The organism is Myxococcus sp. AB036A (genome assembly GCF_006547355.1).
Lineage (GTDB): Bacteria > Myxococcota > Myxococcia > Myxococcales > Myxococcaceae > Myxococcus > Myxococcus virescens.
This window is the reverse complement of the sequence record NZ_VHLC01000014.1, coordinates 1-16,733: the sequence shown is the minus strand read 5'-3', so window position 1 is coordinate 16,733 and position 16,733 is coordinate 1. Positions and strand designations below refer to the sequence as shown.

Below are 16,733 nucleotides of genomic sequence, written 5' to 3'. Positions count from 1 at the left end.
GCGCGCAGCCCCCTGGCCCACCGGTGCCAGGCCCACCGCAGCCGCGGCCCTGGGTGTGCTACGCGCTCATCGCCTGCGCGGTGTCGCTCTTCCTGGCCGAGCAGGTCCTGCCCATCTCCCAGGTGGTCCGGAGCGAGCACGGGCGGATGCAGATTCCGCCCCTGGGCCTGTACGGCCCCTTCGTGCAGGCGGGCCAGTACTGGCGGCTGCTGGGCGCGGTGCTGGAGCACGGCAGTCCCCTCCACCTCCTCTTCAACATGTCGGTGGTGGTGACGCTCGGCTTCACGCTGGAGCGAGGCATCGGCAGCCTGCGCTTCTTCGGCCTGTCGCTGGTGACGGCGCTGGGGGCGTCCACCTTCTCACTCATCTTCGACTTCGACGTGCCCACGGTGGGCGCGTCCGGAATGATTCTCGGCTGGGCGGGGGCCATGCTGCCCGTCGCCACACGCGAGGGCCGCCGGGACTTGTTCATCTGGCTGGCGCAGGTGGCTGTCCTCAGCCTGCTCCCCTTCGTGAGCTGGGCGGGGCATCTGGGCGGCTTCCTCTTCGGCCTGCCTTGCGGATTGGCCCTGCGCATGGGGCGGCAGGTCTATGCGCGCGCCCTGCCCATCCTTCTCTTTCTCTCCGTGGTGGTGGCGCTCTACGCAGCCCACCCCGAGCGGCGTGGAGGCTTTTGACATGGAAGTGCGAAGTGTCTGTGTGTTCTGCGGCTCCCGGCCCGGCGCGCGTCCGGAGTACATGGACGCCGCCACACGCATGGGCGCCGAGCTGGCGCGGCGAGGACTGACGCTCGTCTACGGCGGCGCCAGCGTGGGGCTCATGGGCGCGGTGGCGGACGGCGCGCTGGCCGCTGGTGGCAACGTCGTGGGCGTGCTGCCTGGCTTCCTTGGCGCCAAGGAACTGGCCCACCGGGGCCTCACGGAGCTGCACTCCGTTGGCTCCATGCACGAGCGCAAGGCGATGATGGCGGAGCGCTCGGATGCCTTCATCGCCCTGCCCGGAGGCTTTGGAACGCTCGACGAGCTCTTCGAAATCGTGACCTGGGCCCAGCTCGGCCTGCACCGCAAGCCCATGGGACTGCTGGACACGCGCGGCTTCTTCCAGCCATTGCTGGCCATGGCGCGGCACCACGCGGAGGAAGGCTTCGTCCCCATGGAGCAGGCCGCGCCCTTCGCCGTGAGCGCGTCGCCCACGGCCCTGGTGGACCGGCTGCTGGCGGGCCCGACGATGCCGCCCGCCGAGAAGTGGCTGAAGCGCACCAGCCAGACGTGAGCGGCGCTACTGCGCGCGCACCTGCATGTCCGCCTTGCCCAACGACGAGGCCATGCGGAACGTCACCGTCTCCGTGCCGGGCGGAATGACGGGGCTCCCGTCGGACATCTGCGTGGGGAACTGAATCTCCCACCCCACCCAGAAAATCGACGTGTACGGGTAGTACGCCCGCGTCTGCATGTTCACCCGGCCCAGCCGGCGGATGCGCGAGGGCGTCACCTCGCCAGCGGGCGTCACCAGCGCCAGGCGCCAGATGGAGTGCTTGGAGTCGAAGTCGGCGTAGACGAAGTCGTTGAAGTGCACGCCCAGGAAGAACTCGTGGGCCTGCGCGGCCTTCGCCTGCTCCTCAGCGAGCATCTGCTCCACCTTCACCGTGGGCAGTTGCTGGAAGGCGGCCTGGCGATGCACGCGCGCCTCGCGGAAGGACAGCGTCTGCAGCGTCACGCCCGCGAACACGCGCGTGTCGAAGCCGTCGTAGATTTCCTTCTGTCCCGTGTAGCGCGCGAGAATCTTCCGGTAGGAATGCTCCGCGTGTTCATCCGGCAGCGACGGCGGCGGATCACTGATGGCCGTGGGCGGCGTGGTGACACAGCCCGCGAGCAGCCCCAGCAGCGCCGCGGTGATGAACGGACGCCTCACGGAATGAAGTCCTTGCGGGTGAAGAGCGTGTGGAGCCGGTGACCCGAGGCCTCCACGGCTTCACGCCCACCCTCCAACCGGTCCACCAACGCGAAGGCACCCAGCACCTTCAGGCCCTCCAGCTGGGCCCGCTCGATGGCCTTCAGGGTGGAGGCTCCCGTCGTGACGACGTCCTCCACGATGGCCACCGCCGCGCCCTGCCCCAGCCCGCTCAGGCCTTCAATCCACTGGCCCGTGCCGTGCCCCTTGGGCTCCTTGCGCACGATGAAGGCCGCCAGCGGCGTGCCGGACAGATAGCCGGTGAGGCTCACCGCGGACGCCAACGGGTCGGCACCCAACGTCAGCCCGCCCACGCCCACGGCCTCCGGGGCCTCGCGCCGGATGGCCTCCAGGAACAGCCGGCCAATGAGAAAGTGGCCCTCGGCCAGCAGCGCCGTGCGCTTGCAGTCGATGTAGAAGTCCGACTCCTTGCCGGACGAGAGCACCACGCGGCGCTGCTCGAAGGAGCGCTCGGTGAGCAGCTCCAACAGCCGGGCACGGTCGCGCACGAGCGGTTCCGCCATGGCTTACAGCCCCTCCAGATAGGTGACCAGCTCGGACGAGTAGCGGAGCTGCATCAGGAGCTCCGCCTTGCGCGACTCATCCAGCGCGGCGAACACGTCCGCCAGCAGCGAGAGGTCCTGATTGATGGCCCCGAGCCGCTGCGCCACTTCCTGCGCCAGCTCGTCGGCGTCAATCTCCTCTTCGACGCCCTCCGGCGCCAGCGTGTCCTCGGTGGCGAGCGCCTTCTCCAGCATGTCGCGAACGGCCGCGCTCAAGCGCCCCTGCGCCTCGAGCTCGTCGCGCTTCGCCTCCAGGACTTCCGGGCCCACCGGCGTGGCGTGAATCGCCTCCGCCAGCGACATCACCAGCGCGTCCTCGTCCGAGAGCCGCAGGTGGATCCGCGCCTGCACGGCGTCCCGCTTGAGGAAGCGCAGCGCCGCGACCCGCCGGAAGCCGCAGACGAGTTGGTAGCGGTCTTCCCCCGCCGGGCGGACGTCCACCGGGAACAACTGCCCCAGCCGCGCGATGTCCGTGGCCAGCCCCGAGACGTCGCCTTCCGGGCGAAGCTTGAACGCGCTTTCGTCCTGCAGCTTCTCCAGCGGCAGGAGCACCGTCGTCACCCGGCCCGAAAGCCGCTGCTCGGGTTCGGGGAGGACGTCCTCCCGCGACTCCTCGTCAGCGTCGCTGGCTTTGTCCCCGTCGGCCTCGCCCGTCCAGAACGCGCCTTGGGGGCGCTCGTCCAGCCCGGGCGTGGCACGGGCCTCGCCGTCGGAGGGGGCCTGCTCGGCACGTGTCTCCGCGTTGGCGACGGACCCGCCTCCTGATTCGCTTCCGTCCTGCCCGTGGGACTCACTCACGGCCTGGTGCTCGCCCTGCGCATGAGACGCATCCTTGGCAGGTGGCTCCGCCTGACCGTGGGACGTGGTGCCCTCAGCCTGCAGTCCACCTTCCTGCGAACCTGCCTGGTCCTTTGAACCTTCGCTCCCGGAGGCGTCCGCGGAGCCCGGCGCTTCCCCGCCCGCATCGAGCGGACGTGCGCCCTCGCCCTGTGTGTCGCCACTGGCGACGGGAGGCTCACCGCCCTGCCCCTGCGCAGAGCCGGCGTTCTGGGGCTCGCCCTGTTCCGAAGGCGTACCCTCGGCGCGATGCGCAGCGCCCTGCTCGGAAGGCATGCCCTCAGCGCGCTGCGCAGCGCCCTGCTCGGAAGGCGTGTCCTCGGCGCGATGCGCAACGCCCTGCTCTGAAGGCGTGCCCTCGGCTCGCTGCTCCGAACCTTCGGCGGGTGGCGTGCCCTCGGCTCGGTGCTCACCACCGGCCTCCGGTGACGCGTCCTCGCGCTTGTGCTCGCCCTGCGGCTCCGAAGAGCCCCCCGAAGCGTGCGGCGCGGCGCTCACGGCACCGCCCTGGCCGCCATCCTGTCCGGACGACGCCTGCGAGCCACCTTCGGGCCCAGCACCCGCCGTCCCATCCTGTCCATCAACCCTGTGCTCGGCGTCCATGGTGGCACCCCTGAAAAGCCCACGCGCCCGCACCGCCAACGACTGGCGGCGCGGGCCGTGCGCGCTAGCGGGTCTTCTTCTTCACCACGACCTTCTTCTTTGCGCCAGCACCCACCAGGACTGGCGTTGGCGGCTCGGCAGAGCCCGCCTGCTCAGCCTGCGGCTCCGCCCGCTCCACGCGGGTCGGCGGAGGCGGCGGCAGCGGCTTGCTTCCCAGGCCACCCAACCCCGGACGGGTGATGGGCGCCGAGGGGCGCGTCACCGCGGGAGGCGCCGAGGGGCGCGCGGGCGGAGGAGGAGGCGTGGGCCGCGACGGCGGAGGCGGAGGCATGGGCCGTGCGGCCGGAATCGTCGGACGCGTGGGCGTCGCCGTGGGACGGGTCACCGCCGTGGGGCGGACCACCGCGGGGCGCTCGGCCGGCAGACGTCCCGGCTCCACGTCACCCATGTCCACGCGGCCACGGAAGCTGGCCCCGTCGACGATGATGACGCGCGGGGCGCGGATGTCGCCCACCATGCGGCCTTCGCGGGTGAGCTCCACGCTCTCGGTGGCGTTGATGTTGCCCACCACCACGCCGCTGACGATGGCGTTCTTCACCGCCACGTTGGCCTTCACCACGCCCGAGGGCTCCACGATGAGGGTGCGGCTGAGCGTCAGCTCACCCTCGACGCGCCCTCGGACCGTGAGGTCCTCGTCGCCCGTCAACCGGCCGCTGATGAGGATGGAAGGCCCCACCACGGTGTTGTCGACGTTGCTGCTCGCTGAGAGCTCCTTCGCGGTGGCCACGAATCAGCGCTCCTTCATGTCCATGTCGACGTTGCCCTTGAAGGAGGCACCGTCGGCGATGAGGATTCGAGGCGCCTTGATGTCTCCCACCACGCGGCAGTCCGTCTTCAGCTCCACCTTGTCGCTGGCGACGATGTTGCCCGTGACGCGGCCGGCGATCTCCACGTTCTGCGTCTCGATGTCGGCCTCGACGACGCCGCTGCCCTCTACGTAGAGGCTTTCCTTGAGGGAAATCTTCCCCTTCACGGTGCCCTGGATGACCAGGTCCTCGTCGCCGGAGATCTCCCCGTCGATGACGATGCTCGAGCCAATGACCGTATTCGCCATGAGTGTTGTCCGCCTCTCGAAAGGTGTGTGCCGTGCCGTGCGCGGCGTGAAGCTCAAATGTCGTCAGGAAGCCGTACGTCCATCTCGATGGAGCCGTTGAACACAGCCCCGTCCTCGATGACGACGCGAGGTGCCTTGATGTCGCCGGCCACCTTGGCCGAGGCGTTGATGGCCACGCGCGACGAGGCGTCGATGTTGCCGCTGGCCTCGCCGTTGATGGTCAACTCCTCGGCGCGGATGTCCGCCTGCACCTTGCCGGTGCTCTCGATGGTGAGGTGGTTCTTCAGGGCAATCTGCCCCTCCACACGTCCCTCGATCACCAGGTCCCCACCTCCCGTGAGGTTGCCCTTGATGACGATGCCCTTGCCGATGATGCCCGTTTCACCCGTTGCCATGCGGTGACCTCACCCAGCGCCAGCTCCTCCCTAGGAGCCGGGCGACCTGATTATGTCAGAGATGCGCGGAGATCCAGCCGGAGATATCCCGGAATACCTCCGCACGGCCCACCTCGTTGAGCGGCTCATGCCGCATTCCGGGGTACTCCTTGAACTTCTTGTCCGGCGACCCCGCCCGCTCGAAGTACTCCCGCGCCGCCGCCGGAGCGGCCACCCCATCCTCCGCGCCACACAGGACGAACAGCGGCACTTGAATCTTCGGCGCCAGCAGCACGGCCTCGCCCTGCGCCCGGGTGGATTCGACGAACCACCGGGGCGTGGCGATGGCCTGGTGGAGCGGGTCCTCCCGGGTGGCCCGCTGCACGTCGGTGTCATGGGTGAGGTCCTCCACCTTCAGCCCGGAGGAGATGCTCAGCCATGGCACCAGCTTGCCCACCGCGCGCGCGGCCATCAGCTTCGAGGCCGGCGGGGTGATGGCCAGCTTGAGGTACGGCGCCGACAGCACCAGCCCCGTCAACCCCTCCACCTGCCGGCTGGACGCCCACGTCGCCGACATCAGGCCGCCGTGGCTGTGCGCCAGCACGAAGGCCTTCTTGCCCTCCGATACCGCACGCACCCGCTCCCAGAAGACCTCCAGGTCCTCCAGGTAGTCCGGCCACTTCTCGCAGTAGGCCCGGCGCCCGTCGGCCTTGCCATGGCCCCGGTAGTCGAAGCCGTGGACCGCGAAGCCGTCCGCCAGCAGTGCTTCCGTCACGAAGCCATAGCGCCCGAAGTGGTCACCATACCCGTGCACCACCGCGACATGCGCGCGGGGCTCGGCGTCTGGAAGGATGGACTTCCAGTACAGTCGTGTCCCGTCCCTGCCGGGAAAGAAGCCCTCGTCGCTACGCGCCATAGGCCCACCAACTTAGCGGTCTGGCGCACGCGTGGGTAGCGCATTGAGCTTGCGCTCCAACGCGGCGCGCTGGCCGGGAGGCTCGGCGGACTCGGGGTCCAGCGTCAGCACTTCCAGGGCGCGCCGCCAGACGGCCGCGGCGTCGTCCGTCCTCGCCACCTGCTGATAGGCGTCTCCCAGGTGTTCGAGGATGACGGGCTCATCCGGAGCCAGCGTGGAGGCCCGCTCCAGCGCGTCCACGGCCCGGGCGTAGTCCCCCCTGCGGAAGTACACCCAGCCCAGTGAGTCCAGGTAGGCCCCGGTGTCCGGTCGCAGCTCCAGGGCCCGCCGCACGCGCCGCTCGGCCTCGTCCAGGTTCTGCCCCGCCTGCGCCAGCAGGTAGCCCAGGAAGTTCAACGCGGCGGCGTGGTCCGGTGACACAGCCAGCACCGCCCGCATGCGGGCCAGCGCGCCCGTCACGTCGCCCTGCCGCTCATGAGCCGCGCCCAGCACGTACAGCAGGTCTTCGTCCCGGGGGAAGCGGGCCACCGCCTCGCGAAGCAGTGTCAGTGCTTCGCGCCCCCGGCCCTGCCTATGAAGTGTGGCGGCCAGGGCGTCATACAGCGCCGCGGAGGGACCGGCGGACAGGCCCTCGCGAAGGAGCAGCTCCGCGCGGTTCGGCGTGCCGCCGCGCTCCAGTGCCCGGGCGAACTGCATCCGGACTTCCACGTCCGCTGGCGACTCCTGCATCGCGGCCCGGAAGAGCGTGAGGGCCCGGGAGTGCTCGCCCAGGAGCGACAAGCTGCGGGCTCGGCGCAAGCGTGCGTCGGCGTAGACATCCGCCTCAGCGGGCACCCCAGCGAAGGCCTCCGCCGCGTCGGCGAAGCGGCGCATCCGCTCATGGACGAGCCCCGCGTAGTAGGCCAGCCGAGGGTCCGCATGGTCCCCCCGGCGCGCCGCCTCCAGCACCTCCGCGGCCGCCCTGGGCTCGCGCGCGGCAAGGTAGCTGAAGGCCACCCGTACCGGCATCTCCGGCTCGGAGGAGAGGGACAACAGCCGGTCGAAGTACGCCCGCGCCCGGACGGCGGAGCCCGCCTTCAGCGCCGCGCGTCCGGCGCCCAGCAGCACCTCGCGGCTGTCCGGGTCCCGCTCCAGCGCCCGAGCCAGGGACTCTTCCGCCTGCACGGGCCGGCCGGTGTCTTCGTACAGCCGCGCCAGCGCCGTGAGCACCTCCACGTCACCCGGGTTCCGGGAGACTGCCTCTACCAACAGGCGCTCGGCGCGCGCCGTGTCGCCCCGCTCCGCCAGCGCCAACCCCAGGCGCTGGTACCCCGAGGCCTCCCCCGGCAGCGCCAGCGCCAGCGCGTCCACCACCTTCACCGCTTCGTCCGGGGCACCCATCTCCAGGTGGAGCTGGGTCAGGACGAGATACGCCTCCGGCTCGCGAGGCTTGAGGGTCACCGCGCGCCGCAGGTGCAGGCGGGCCCGGGCGAACCGCTTCGACTCCGTGAGAACGCGGCCCAGGAGCACGTGCGCGGGGTAGTAGGCAGGGGCGCGCAGCACGGCCCGGCGCAGCTCGCGCTCCGCGCGCGTCAAATCGCCCAGACGGGCGTACTCCTCCCCCAGCCGGGTAAGCAACAACGGGTTCCCATCATCCGTGGCCAGGGCCAGCCGCAGCGCGTCCACCGCGCCCCGGTGGTCCCCGGCATGGTGCTTCAGCCGGGACTGGAGGTAGTTCGTGTAGCTGGCGGAGGAAGCGTAGCGGCCTTCGTCCGTGGAGCCCGCGTCGATGGCCTCTCGCATGGCCTCCGGGTCCACGCGCGGCCGCCGTGAGGGGGCGGCCGCGGACACACCCGGCGCCACGAGGACGGCCAGCAGGGCGGACACGAGGAGGCGAGAGGGGCGCACGCGAGCATGAGTCTAGCGTGAGCCCGTCCCGCGCGCAGTCGCCTCAGCTCTCTTCGGGGGCCGGCGCGCCCAGCTTCTCCAGCAGCTTCTCGACCGAGTCGCTGTCCTGGCTCACGTCCGCCACCGCCGACCGGTACTCCGTGTCCGTCGCCTTCTCCACATCCGGCAACATGCGGCTGATGACGGCGCGCGCCGCCTCCGCCTGGCACTCCGGCAGGACGACGGCGAACACACCTCCGCCCAGGTGGGAGATGGCATCCGGGTGGCGCACCCGCTTGCGCATGACATCGGCGATGTTGGACGGCACCGGCTCCACCGGCCGGTCGGGCCGGAGCACGGCGAGGCTGAGCGCGCGGTGGTAACGCCGGCTGCGCGCCACCTCCTGCTCCAGCCGCAGCAACAGCCCGCGCCGGTCGTGCAGGCCCGTGGCGGGATCGCTGCCGGTGCGCCGCTGCAAGGCGCTGCTCTTCTCCTTCTCCTGCTGCTCGCGCTCACCCTGGCGCAGCTTGAGGGCGCGCTCGGTGCGGTTGAGGAGCTCCACCGCGTTGAACGGCTTGCTCATGTAGTCCACCGCGCCCAGGTTGAGCGAGCGGACCTTCTCCGCCACGCCCTGGTGGGCGGACAGCAGGATGACGGGGATGCGCGCGGTGTCCGTCGAGGACTTGAGCGCCATGGCCGCGTCCAGGCCGTCCAGCTTGGGCAGGAACACGTCCATGACCACCAGGTCCGGCCGCTGGGCCTTCGCCCGGGCCAGGCCCTCCGCGCCGTCGCGCGCCACCTCCACGCGGTACTTGGAGCGCAGCACCTCCGACAGCACCGCGGCGATCTCCGGCTCGTCCTCCACCACCAACACGCGCGGCTGCTCCTGCGGCGTGGACGCGGCGGCGGGCGGCGGACGCGGGTTGCGCGGCGCTTCCTGCGCCAGCGGCAGCGTGAAGACGAAGATGCAGCCGGTGTCGGGCGGGCTCTCCGCCCAGATTTCACCGCCGTGCAGCTCCACGAACTCCTTGCAGATGGCCAGCCCCAGGCCGGTCCCGCCCTTGCCGCCGTGGCGGTAGCGGTCGAAGACGAGGTGCAGTTCGTCCGGCGGGATGCCCACGCCGTCGTCCTGCACGCACACCTTGGCAGCGTCCCCGTCCGGACGGCCCAGGCGCTGGGTGCTCACCACCACCTCACCGTCCTGGCGCGCGTGGTGGATGGCGTTGGTGATGAGGTTCTGCAGCACCTCGTGCAGCTTCACCTCGTCACCGATGAGCATCAGGCTGTCCGGACAGTCGGCGCGCAGCGACACGCCCCGGTCCGCGGCGAGAATCTCCAGCTCGTTGACGGCGTCGCGGCAGAGCTGCGCCACATCCAGGACGCGAGGCTCGATGGACAGCCGCGCCGCCTCGCCCTTGCCCTTCTCCAGCAGCGACTCCACCAGGCCGAGGATCTTCTTTCCCTGGCGAATCATCGCCTCGGAGGACTGGCGCTGCTGCGGCTCCAGCGGCCCCTCCTGCAACAGCCGGCCGTGCCCCAGGAGCACCTGGAGCGGCGCGCGCAGGTCGTGGCTGCACACCGCGATGATTTCGTCCTTGAGCCGGTTGAGCTCCTTCAGCCGGCGGTTGGCCTCGTTCAGCTCTTGGTAACGCTGGACGTAGGCCTCCTCCAGGTCCTCGCGCTTCTTCTTCACCGCGGTGTGCAGGCGCGCGTTGCGGATGGAGTTGGCCAGCACACCGGCCACCGCCTGGGCGAACTCCTGCTCGTCCCGGCCGAACGACGCGTCAGCGCGCGAGACCCGTAGGAACAGCGCCCCCAGCAGGTCGCCCTGACAGATGAGGGGCTGCACCAGGATGGACTTCACGCCCAGCGGCAGGATGTTGGTGCGGACCTCCGCCATCAGCGGGTCGCGCTGCGCCTCCTCGATGACCACCGATTCCCGCGTCTCCAGCGCGCGGCGCAGCTCCGGGTAGCGCATCACCTCGATGTCCAGTTGGACGAGGCTCGGGTCCTCCTGCGTGGCCACCACCTTCGCGGTGCGGGCATGGCTGCCCTCCACCAGCACCACGGAGCAACGGTCCGTCCCGGTGACACGGCCCACCTTGTCCACGGCGATGCGGAGTATCTCCTCCAGCTCGAGCGAACTGGTGGCCGCCTGGGTGATTTCCAGCAGCATCCCCATGCGCAGACGGATCCGCTCTTCCCGGTCACGCAGCCGGCCTGCGCGCAGGGCGGCCTCCAGACGGGGCACCACCTCGTCGGCGCTGCGGATCCAATCGTCCACGGCCAGCCGCTTGAAAGCTTCCGCCGAGCGCGCGCGGCCCAGGTCCACCAGCACCGGCAGGCGCTGGAGCCGGTCCACCTTGCGCAGCGACTCCAGCATCTCCGCGGCGCGCTTCGCCGTCACCGCCAGCAGGACGACCTCTGGCTGCAACGTGTCCGCGACCTGGGCCAGGCCGCTCTCCTTCTCCGCCGACGCACACTGGTAGCCGCTCGACGTGAGCCGCTCCATGAGCGCATCGCCCGCCTCCTTGGCGGCCACCACCAGCACGCGTCCCCGCTGATCAGCCTGCATCTCGACTCTCACGGTGAACCCCAGCCCCGGCGACATTGCGCCGGGTAGAGAGGCTGCAAAAACCCGCTGCGTGCGAAAGAGTTCATGGTTCGGATCCCGATCATGCCGCTGAACACGCCCTGGAGCCAGAACGGCGGGCATGGGTGGGAGGATGTGGCCACGTCGGTCCCCGCCGCCCCCAAGCCCTCCGGGAGTCGAGCGTACACGATGGACGTCACTTCCCAATCACCCGCGGACCGCGCACGGCCGCCCGCCCTGCCTACCGCCCATCAGGCGCCAGTGGGGCTGCACATGCAACTTCCTGGCGCATCCCTGGCGCTGTGACGCCGCCCACCGCACAGGGTCCCAACGGCGCTGGCGGAACTACCACAGCCCGCGGACATTGGGGGACGTTCCGTACCCAGGGGAGAGCGAGAATCGGTTCGGGCCACCCCGACAAACGGGCCTGGATGCGTGGGACGCCGCGCACCGGCTAGAGTCGCCGCCATGGCCCACCCCTCCCTGACGCGGCGCGCGCGGCGCTCCGCACTCATCGTCGCCGGCAGCCTGGCCGCCGCCTGTGGCGGCAGTGAACCGCCCCCTCCCACACCGGATCCTCCCCAGGTCGCCCTGACGGTGCCCGCGGGCATCATCTCCGACGACAAGCTCCAGGTCATCGTCACGGTGTCTGGCTGCGAGGGCGGCTCGACGCTCAACGTCAATGACCGGGAGACCCTGCTCCGGACCTTCCCGCACAGCGGCGGCACCATGACGCTGACGCTGGAGCGCAACGACATTCCCTACGCCACGGTGGGCCTGGCCGCGAACCTGTCGCTGAACGCGGTGGCCACGTGCTCAGACGGACGCACGAACCGCTCGCAGCCCGCTCCGGTCTCCTATTTCCCGGTACAGCGGCGCATCGTGGAGCCGCAGAACGCGGGACAGGTCGTCACCGACCACTTCGTCATCGACGGCACCAGCGCAAACCCCACGTTCGTGGGCTGCGGCGAACCGCCGACGGAGATTCCCACGCTGTACCGCGTGGACCTCAGCGGCAAGGTGACGGGCACTGTCGGGATGCCCATCGCCTGCACTCCCGAGACGGTCATCACCGAGCGCAACCCCGTCAGTGGCAAGCGCTGGGTGTGGACCCCGAACGTGGGCGCCTTCGCCGTGGACGCCGAGCTGCGCATCACCGCGCGCACGACGACGGACATCGGCCCCACGCAGCTCACCGTGCTGCCGGGCGGTGACGCCATCATCGTCAACCGCATCGACGAGGTGCGCCGGCTTTCCCACAACCCCAACGGCACGTCGGAGAGCGTGGCCGAGGTCAAGTGGCTCTACGCGCCCACGACGCTGGAGAGCGTCATCGCTCCGCCCCTGGTTCGCGCGGACGGGATGATTCTCATCGCCTCACTGGGCACGGGCCCGGATGCTTCGCGCACGGACGTCACCGTCACCGAGCTGTACGCGGGCGAGACGGGTGAGCAGGGCGCGGGCGGAACGGCCCGGGCCGCGTACAAGCTGCGGACCTTCGCGCGCAACGAGCGCCTCCCCCTGGGCGCCTTCAACGACACGGGCAACACGCTCTTCCTGGGCCTCCAGCTCGGCTCGGAGCAGTCGCAGGTCATCGCGTGCGCCGCGAACCAGGACGAGTGCGAGGGCGCTCGGCTCCAATGGACCAGCCCCGCGCTCCCGGTGCCGCTGGCGCGCATCCTCTACCACCCGGGCGCCTCGCGCCTCGTCGCGATGGGCAAGCAACGCGTCTGGTTCCTTGACGCGTCGGGGCAGATTCGCAACCGGGACAACCGCTCCATCGACGCGAATGGCGCGCTGAACGTGCTCCAGGTGCTGCGGCGGCCCAACTCGCCGGAGCTCTTCCTGCTCAACGCGCCGGCCCGCGGGCTGGATGGCGCGCCGACGCTGCCCAACGAAATCGTCGCCGTGGACCAGACGTCCGGCGGCGAGGCCCGCGAGCTGTTCCGCCACCAGGTGGTCGACAGCCTGGGCGGCGCGATCGACCCGGAAGGCCGTCTGTGGATCCGCACCGGCTTCGACGTGGTGCAGACGCTGCCCCTGTCCGACTACCGCCGCTACCGGCCGTAGCGCGAGGACTCAGGGCCTGCTGGCGACGAGGAGTGCCTCCACGTTGCCAGCGGGCCCGGGCACCGTGGAGTCCATCAACCCGAGCACCTCCAGGCCCTGCTCACGGACGAACGCCGTCACGGTGTCGATGGCGTCCTGCCGGGCGGCGGAATCCCGCACCACGCCGCCCTTCCCCACCCGGTCCGGGCCCACCTCGAACTGGGGTTTCACCAGCGCCACCAGCAGCCCGCCCGGCTCCAGGTACGTCAGCACCGACGGCAGCACCTGCGTGAGGGAGATGAAGCTCACGTCGATGACGACCACGCCGACCTTCTCCGGCAGGTCCTCTTCCGTGAGGTAGCGCGCGTTGACGCGCTCGCGCGAGCGCACCCGCGGGTCCGTACGCAGCTTCTCGTGGAGCTGTCCGTAGCCCACGTCAATCGCGTGGACGCGCGTGGCGCCGTGCTGGAGCAGGCAGTCCGTGAAGCCGCCGGTGCTCGCGCCGATGTCCGCGGCCACCTTGCCTCGAACGTCGAGCCCGAAGCGGTCGATGGCGCCCTTCAGCTTCAGCCCGCCGCGCGACACGTAGGGAAGCACCTCGCCCTTGAGGCGCAGCTCCGCCTCCTGCGGAATCAGCGTGCCGGGCTTGTCCACGCGCTGGTCGCCCACCACCACCTGGCCGGCCAGGATGAGCGCCTGGGCCTTGGTGCGCGACTCGGCCAGTCCGCGCTCCACCACCAGCACGTCCAACCGCTCCTTGCGAGGCTTCACCGTCCGCCCCCTGCCAGCAGCGCCAGTCCCGCGCGCCGCAGGCCCGCCGCGTCCAGCCCCTGCTCCGCGCGCTGAACCCGCGCGTCCCCGTGGGGAACGAACGCATCGGGCATGCCCATCAACCGGACGCGGGCCATCAGCCCGTGCGCCGCGAAGAGCTCCAGCACCGCGCTGCCCAGCCCGCCGCGCGTGGTGCCCTCCTCGGCCACCACGACATGACCGGACCGGCCGGCCTCCAGCAAGGCGGCCTCATCCAGAGGCGAAGCGCAGCGCGCATCCAGCACGCTCCAGCCGGGCTCGCCCCGCGCAGCCTCCAGCGCGGCGATGCCCAGAGGTCCCAACGTCACCAGCGTGAGCCGGGGCTGCTCCGCGCGAAGCAGCCAGCGAGCCCCCCGCAGCGGAACCTCGCCCGCGCTCAGTCCTTCGGGCAGGGGCGGCAGCGTGCCGCGAGGGAAGCGGATGACGGAGGCGTGCGGCGCCGCCAGGGCGGTGTCCAGCATGGGCGCCAGGTCCTCCCCCACCATGGGCGACCACAGGTGCAGGTCCGGCAGCGGGCGCAGGGACGCCACGTCGTAGGTGCCCTGGTGCGTCGCCCCATCCGCGCCCACCAGCCCCGCGCGGTCCACGGCGAAGACGACGGGCAGGCCCGGCAGGCACACGTCGTGGATGATCTGGTCGTACGCGCGCTGGAGGAAGGTCGAATAGATGCAGCACACCGGCCGCGCGCCGGCCAAGGCCAGCCCCGCGCTGAAGGTGACGGCGTGCTGTTCCGCGATGCCCACGTCGTGCACCCGGTCCGGGAAGCGCGCCTTGAGCGCGTTGAGCGCCGAGCCCTCCAACATCGCGGGAGTCACCGCAACCACCCGTGGGTCCCGGGCCATCGCGTCCTCGAGCACCGCCGCGAAGGCCTCGCTGAAGGTCCGCTGGCCACCGCGCGAGCGCACCAGCTTGCCGTCCCGCCACTCATACGGGCCCATGGCATGTCCACGCGTCTGCGCGTCGGCCTCCGCTGGCGGAAAGCCCTTCCCCTTCAGCGTCAGCGCGTGCACCACCACCGGCCGCGACGAGGCACGGGCCTCGCGCAGCGCGCGAATCAGCGCAGGCAGGTCGTGCCCATCCACCGGGCCCAGGTAGGTAAAGCCCAGGCCTTCGAAGAAGTCGCGCGCCTCGCGGGTGCGCAGCAGCGCGGGAATGGCCCCCACGTTGGCGCTGATGGACATCTGGTTGTCGTTGAGGACGACGACCAACGGCAGGGAGCTCCCCCCCGCGTTGTTGAGCCCTTCAAATGTAAGGCCGCCCGTGAGGCCGCCGTCGCCCAACACCGCCACCACGTGGCCTCGGTGCCCGTGCTGCCGCCGGCCCTCCAGCACGCCCAGCGCCGCGGACACCGCCGTGCATGAATGCCCCGCGAGCAGCGCGTCGTGAGGACTCTCCCGCGGGTCCAGGAACGGCGCGATGCCGCCCGCGTGCCGCAGCGTGTGCATGCGGTCACGCCGCCCCGTGAGGAGCTTGTGCGCGTACGTCTGGTGTCCCACGTCGAACAGCAGCGCGTCTTGGGGCGAATGGAACACGCGGTGCAGCGCGACGATGAGCTCCACCGCGCCCAGGGAGGCCCCCAGGTGGCCTCCCACGCGGCCGCAGATGGAGATGATGTCCTCGCGCAGTTCCTGGCACAGGAGCGGCAGTGCCTCCTCGGGAAGTGCGCGGACGTCCGAAGGCGAGCCGATGCGTGACAGCAACTCCGACATTAGGACTTCCGCTCCACCGTGTAGCGCGCCAACGCCGCCAGCGGCCCGTCCTCGCCCTCCAGGGGGCGTACGGCCGCGATGGCCTCGGCCACCTTCTGGTCCGCCAGCTTTCGCGACGCCTCCAGGCCCACCACCGCCGGGAAGGTGAAGCGCCCGGCCGCGGCGTCCGCGCCCGCGGGCTTGCCCAGCTCCGCCGCCGTGGCCGTCACGTCCAGCAGGTCATCGGCAATCTGGAAGGCCAGCCCCACCGCGTCACCGTAGGTGTCCGCGCGCGCCAATGCGTCCGCGTCTCCACCGCTGGCCAGCACGCCCATGCGGCACGCGGCCCGGATGAGGGCGCCCGTCTTCATGCGGTGCATCCGGATGAGGTAGTCCAGCGCGGACGGCCGGTCCTCGGCGGTGTCCAGCACCTGCCCGCCCACCATGCCCGCCGCGCCCGAGGCCACCGCCAGCTCCCGGCACAGCGCGGCGCGCATGCTCTCAGGCCCACTGGCCACCAGGGTGAAGGCCTCCGTCAACAGCGCGTCACCCGCCAGGATGGCCATGGCCTCGCCGTACACCTTGTGGTTGGTGAGCCGGCCCCGGCGGTAGTCATCGTTGTCCATCGCCGGCAGGTCGTCATGCACCAGCGAATACGTGTGCACGTACTCCAGCGCGCACGCCGCGTCGCCCGCCACCGCGGACACGGCGCTTCCGCGCGCCACGAGGTCCGCGAAGGCCAGGCAGAGCACCGGGCGCAGGCGCTTGCCGCCGGCCAGCAGGGAGTAGCGCATGGCCTCCGCGAGCTGCGGCGGCGTCCCGGAAGGCCCGAGCCGCGCCACGCGCTCGTTCAGCAGGGACTCGACGCGCGCCTGCTGAGCGGCCAGGAAGGAGTTCAGTTGAAACGTTGCCACGAGCGTCCGTGCTCCTCTTATGGAATCTGCGCGGGCACGAGCTCGCGAATGCGGCTGACGAGCTTGTCCATGTCCAGCGGCTTGACGAAGTAGTCCGCGGCGCCCACCGCCATGCCGTGCCGCTTGTCCTCGGGCTCCCCGCGGCCACTGATGAAGATGACGGGGATGTCCCGGAACTGCTCGTTCTTCTTCACCGCCCGGCACAGCTCGAAGCCGTCAATCCAGGACATGTTCACGTCCAGGAGGATGGCATGCGGCCGGTGAAGTTGGAGCGACGCGATGAGCCGCAGGCCGTTGGCCGCCATGGTGACGGCGAAGCCCTCGTACTCCAGGGCCGCCGCCAGCAGCTCCCGCGTGTCGCGGTCATCATCGACAATGGTGATTTTCAGCTTCGACATGCCGGAATGGACGCGCCCGAGCACCTAGAAGGGGACGTCATCCTCCGGGGGCGGGCGG

General features: G+C 70.8%; 16 protein-coding genes. 3 read left to right on the top strand and 13 right to left on the bottom strand.

Going from position 1 to position 16,733, the window contains the following annotated elements; genetic code table 11:
* Positions 1 to 23: 23 nt before the first annotated feature.
* Both FL344_RS08260 and FL344_RS08255 read left to right on the top strand, forming a co-directional pair.
* Entirely contained in the window at positions 24 to 677 is a 654-nt protein-coding gene (locus FL344_RS08260; RefSeq protein ID WP_090494245.1) for a rhomboid family intramembrane serine protease, read from the top strand.
* Between the two features lies 1 nt (position 678).
* Positions 679 to 1,272 (top strand): TIGR00730 family Rossman fold protein, encoded by a 594-nt coding sequence (locus tag FL344_RS08255; RefSeq protein WP_141588773.1) that lies wholly within the window; start codon positions 679 to 681, stop codon positions 1,270 to 1,272.
* Positions 1,273 to 1,278: 6 nt separating this feature from the next.
* Here FL344_RS08255 and FL344_RS08250 read toward each other — a convergent pair whose 3' ends face one another.
* From FL344_RS08250 to FL344_RS08210, 9 genes are all read right to left on the bottom strand, one after another.
* A complete protein-coding gene (locus FL344_RS08250; RefSeq protein WP_141618112.1) occupies positions 1,279 to 1,911 on the bottom strand; it encodes a hypothetical protein in 633 nt (210 codons plus the stop codon).
* Complete coding sequence (gene pyrE, locus FL344_RS08245) at positions 1,908 to 2,474, bottom strand: orotate phosphoribosyltransferase (protein ID WP_090494249.1); 567 nt, start codon at positions 2,472 to 2,474, stop codon at positions 1,908 to 1,910. Before pyrE ends, FL344_RS08250 begins: the two co-directional genes overlap by 4 nt.
* Positions 2,475 to 2,477: 3 nt before the next feature.
* A complete protein-coding gene (locus tag FL344_RS08240; protein WP_228564863.1) occupies positions 2,478 to 3,953 on the bottom strand; it encodes a ParB N-terminal domain-containing protein in 1,476 nt (491 codons plus the stop codon).
* A 64-nt stretch (positions 3,954 to 4,017) separates the two neighbouring features.
* Positions 4,018 to 4,740, bottom strand: coding sequence for a bactofilin BacP (gene bacP / locus FL344_RS08235; protein WP_141618110.1), 723 nt, complete (start codon positions 4,738 to 4,740; stop codon positions 4,018 to 4,020).
* Between the two features lie 3 nt (positions 4,741 to 4,743).
* Positions 4,744 to 5,124, bottom strand: coding sequence for a bactofilin BacO (gene bacO / locus FL344_RS08230; protein WP_011554629.1), 381 nt, complete (start codon positions 5,122 to 5,124; stop codon positions 4,744 to 4,746).
* Positions 5,121 to 5,462, bottom strand: coding sequence for a bactofilin BacN (gene bacN / locus FL344_RS08225; RefSeq protein ID WP_002636699.1), 342 nt, complete (start codon positions 5,460 to 5,462; stop codon positions 5,121 to 5,123). The genes bacO and bacN overlap by 4 nt, the downstream gene beginning before the upstream one ends.
* A gap of 55 nt (positions 5,463 to 5,517) precedes the next feature.
* Entirely contained in the window at positions 5,518 to 6,357 is an 840-nt protein-coding gene (locus FL344_RS08220) for an alpha/beta hydrolase (protein ID WP_141588770.1), read from the bottom strand.
* A 12-nt stretch (positions 6,358 to 6,369) separates the two neighbouring features.
* Positions 6,370 to 8,244 (bottom strand): tetratricopeptide repeat protein, encoded by a 1,875-nt coding sequence (locus tag FL344_RS08215; protein WP_141618109.1) that lies wholly within the window; start codon positions 8,242 to 8,244, stop codon positions 6,370 to 6,372.
* Positions 8,245 to 8,287: 43 nt separating this feature from the next.
* Entirely contained in the window at positions 8,288 to 10,798 is a 2,511-nt protein-coding gene (locus tag FL344_RS08210) for an ATP-binding protein (RefSeq protein WP_141588768.1), read from the bottom strand.
* 486 nt (positions 10,799 to 11,284) lie between these two features.
* On the opposite strand from FL344_RS08210, the gene FL344_RS08205 reads away from it, so the two are divergent.
* Complete coding sequence (locus FL344_RS08205) at positions 11,285 to 12,886, top strand: hypothetical protein (protein WP_141618108.1); 1,602 nt, start codon at positions 11,285 to 11,287, stop codon at positions 12,884 to 12,886.
* Between the two features lie 9 nt (positions 12,887 to 12,895).
* Here FL344_RS08205 and FL344_RS08200 read toward each other — a convergent pair whose 3' ends face one another.
* Genes FL344_RS08200 through FL344_RS08185 form a run of 4 tightly spaced genes read right to left on the bottom strand, consistent with a single transcriptional unit; the run spans position 12,896 to position 16,675 of the window.
* The gene (locus FL344_RS08200; RefSeq protein WP_141618107.1) at positions 12,896 to 13,636 is read right to left on the bottom strand and encodes a TlyA family RNA methyltransferase; all 741 of its coding nucleotides are present in this window, start codon (positions 13,634 to 13,636) and stop codon (positions 12,896 to 12,898) included.
* On the bottom strand, positions 13,633 to 15,384 hold the full coding sequence (locus tag FL344_RS08195; RefSeq protein WP_141618106.1) for a 1-deoxy-D-xylulose-5-phosphate synthase: 1,752 nt from the start codon (positions 15,382 to 15,384) through the stop codon (positions 13,633 to 13,635). The genes FL344_RS08200 and FL344_RS08195 overlap by 4 nt, the downstream gene beginning before the upstream one ends.
* Positions 15,384 to 16,277: a polyprenyl synthetase family protein gene (locus FL344_RS08190; RefSeq protein WP_141618105.1), complete on the bottom strand. Its 894-nt coding sequence runs from the start codon at positions 16,275 to 16,277 to the stop codon at positions 15,384 to 15,386. The genes FL344_RS08195 and FL344_RS08190 overlap by 1 nt, the downstream gene beginning before the upstream one ends.
* 17 nt (positions 16,278 to 16,294) lie before the next feature.
* The gene (locus tag FL344_RS08185; RefSeq protein WP_026113988.1) at positions 16,295 to 16,675 is read right to left on the bottom strand and encodes a PleD family two-component system response regulator; all 381 of its coding nucleotides are present in this window, start codon (positions 16,673 to 16,675) and stop codon (positions 16,295 to 16,297) included.
* Between the last annotated feature and the right edge of the window lie 58 nt (positions 16,676 to 16,733).

Coding starts and splice junctions, on each gene's coding strand:
- bacN (WP_002636699.1), bottom strand. CDS start 5,462: ATGGCAACGGGTGAAACGGGCATCATCGGCAAGGGCATCGTCATCAAG.
- FL344_RS08240 (WP_228564863.1), bottom strand. CDS start 3,953: ATGGACGCCGAGCACAGGGTTGATGGACAGGATGGGACGGCGGGTGCT.
- FL344_RS08205 (WP_141618108.1), top strand. CDS start 11,285: ATGGCCCACCCCTCCCTGACGCGGCGCGCGCGGCGCTCCGCACTCATC.
- FL344_RS08210 (WP_141588768.1), bottom strand. CDS start 10,798: ATGCAGGCTGATCAGCGGGGACGCGTGCTGGTGGTGGCCGCCAAGGAG.
- pyrE (WP_090494249.1), bottom strand. CDS start 2,474: ATGGCGGAACCGCTCGTGCGCGACCGTGCCCGGCTGTTGGAGCTGCTC.
- FL344_RS08195 (WP_141618106.1), bottom strand. CDS start 15,384: ATGTCGGAGTTGCTGTCACGCATCGGCTCGCCTTCGGACGTCCGCGCA.
- FL344_RS08220 (WP_141588770.1), bottom strand. CDS start 6,357: ATGGCGCGTAGCGACGAGGGCTTCTTTCCCGGCAGGGACGGGACACGA.
- FL344_RS08255 (WP_141588773.1), top strand. CDS start 679: ATGGAAGTGCGAAGTGTCTGTGTGTTCTGCGGCTCCCGGCCCGGCGCG.
- FL344_RS08185 (WP_026113988.1), bottom strand. CDS start 16,675: ATGTCGAAGCTGAAAATCACCATTGTCGATGATGACCGCGACACGCGG.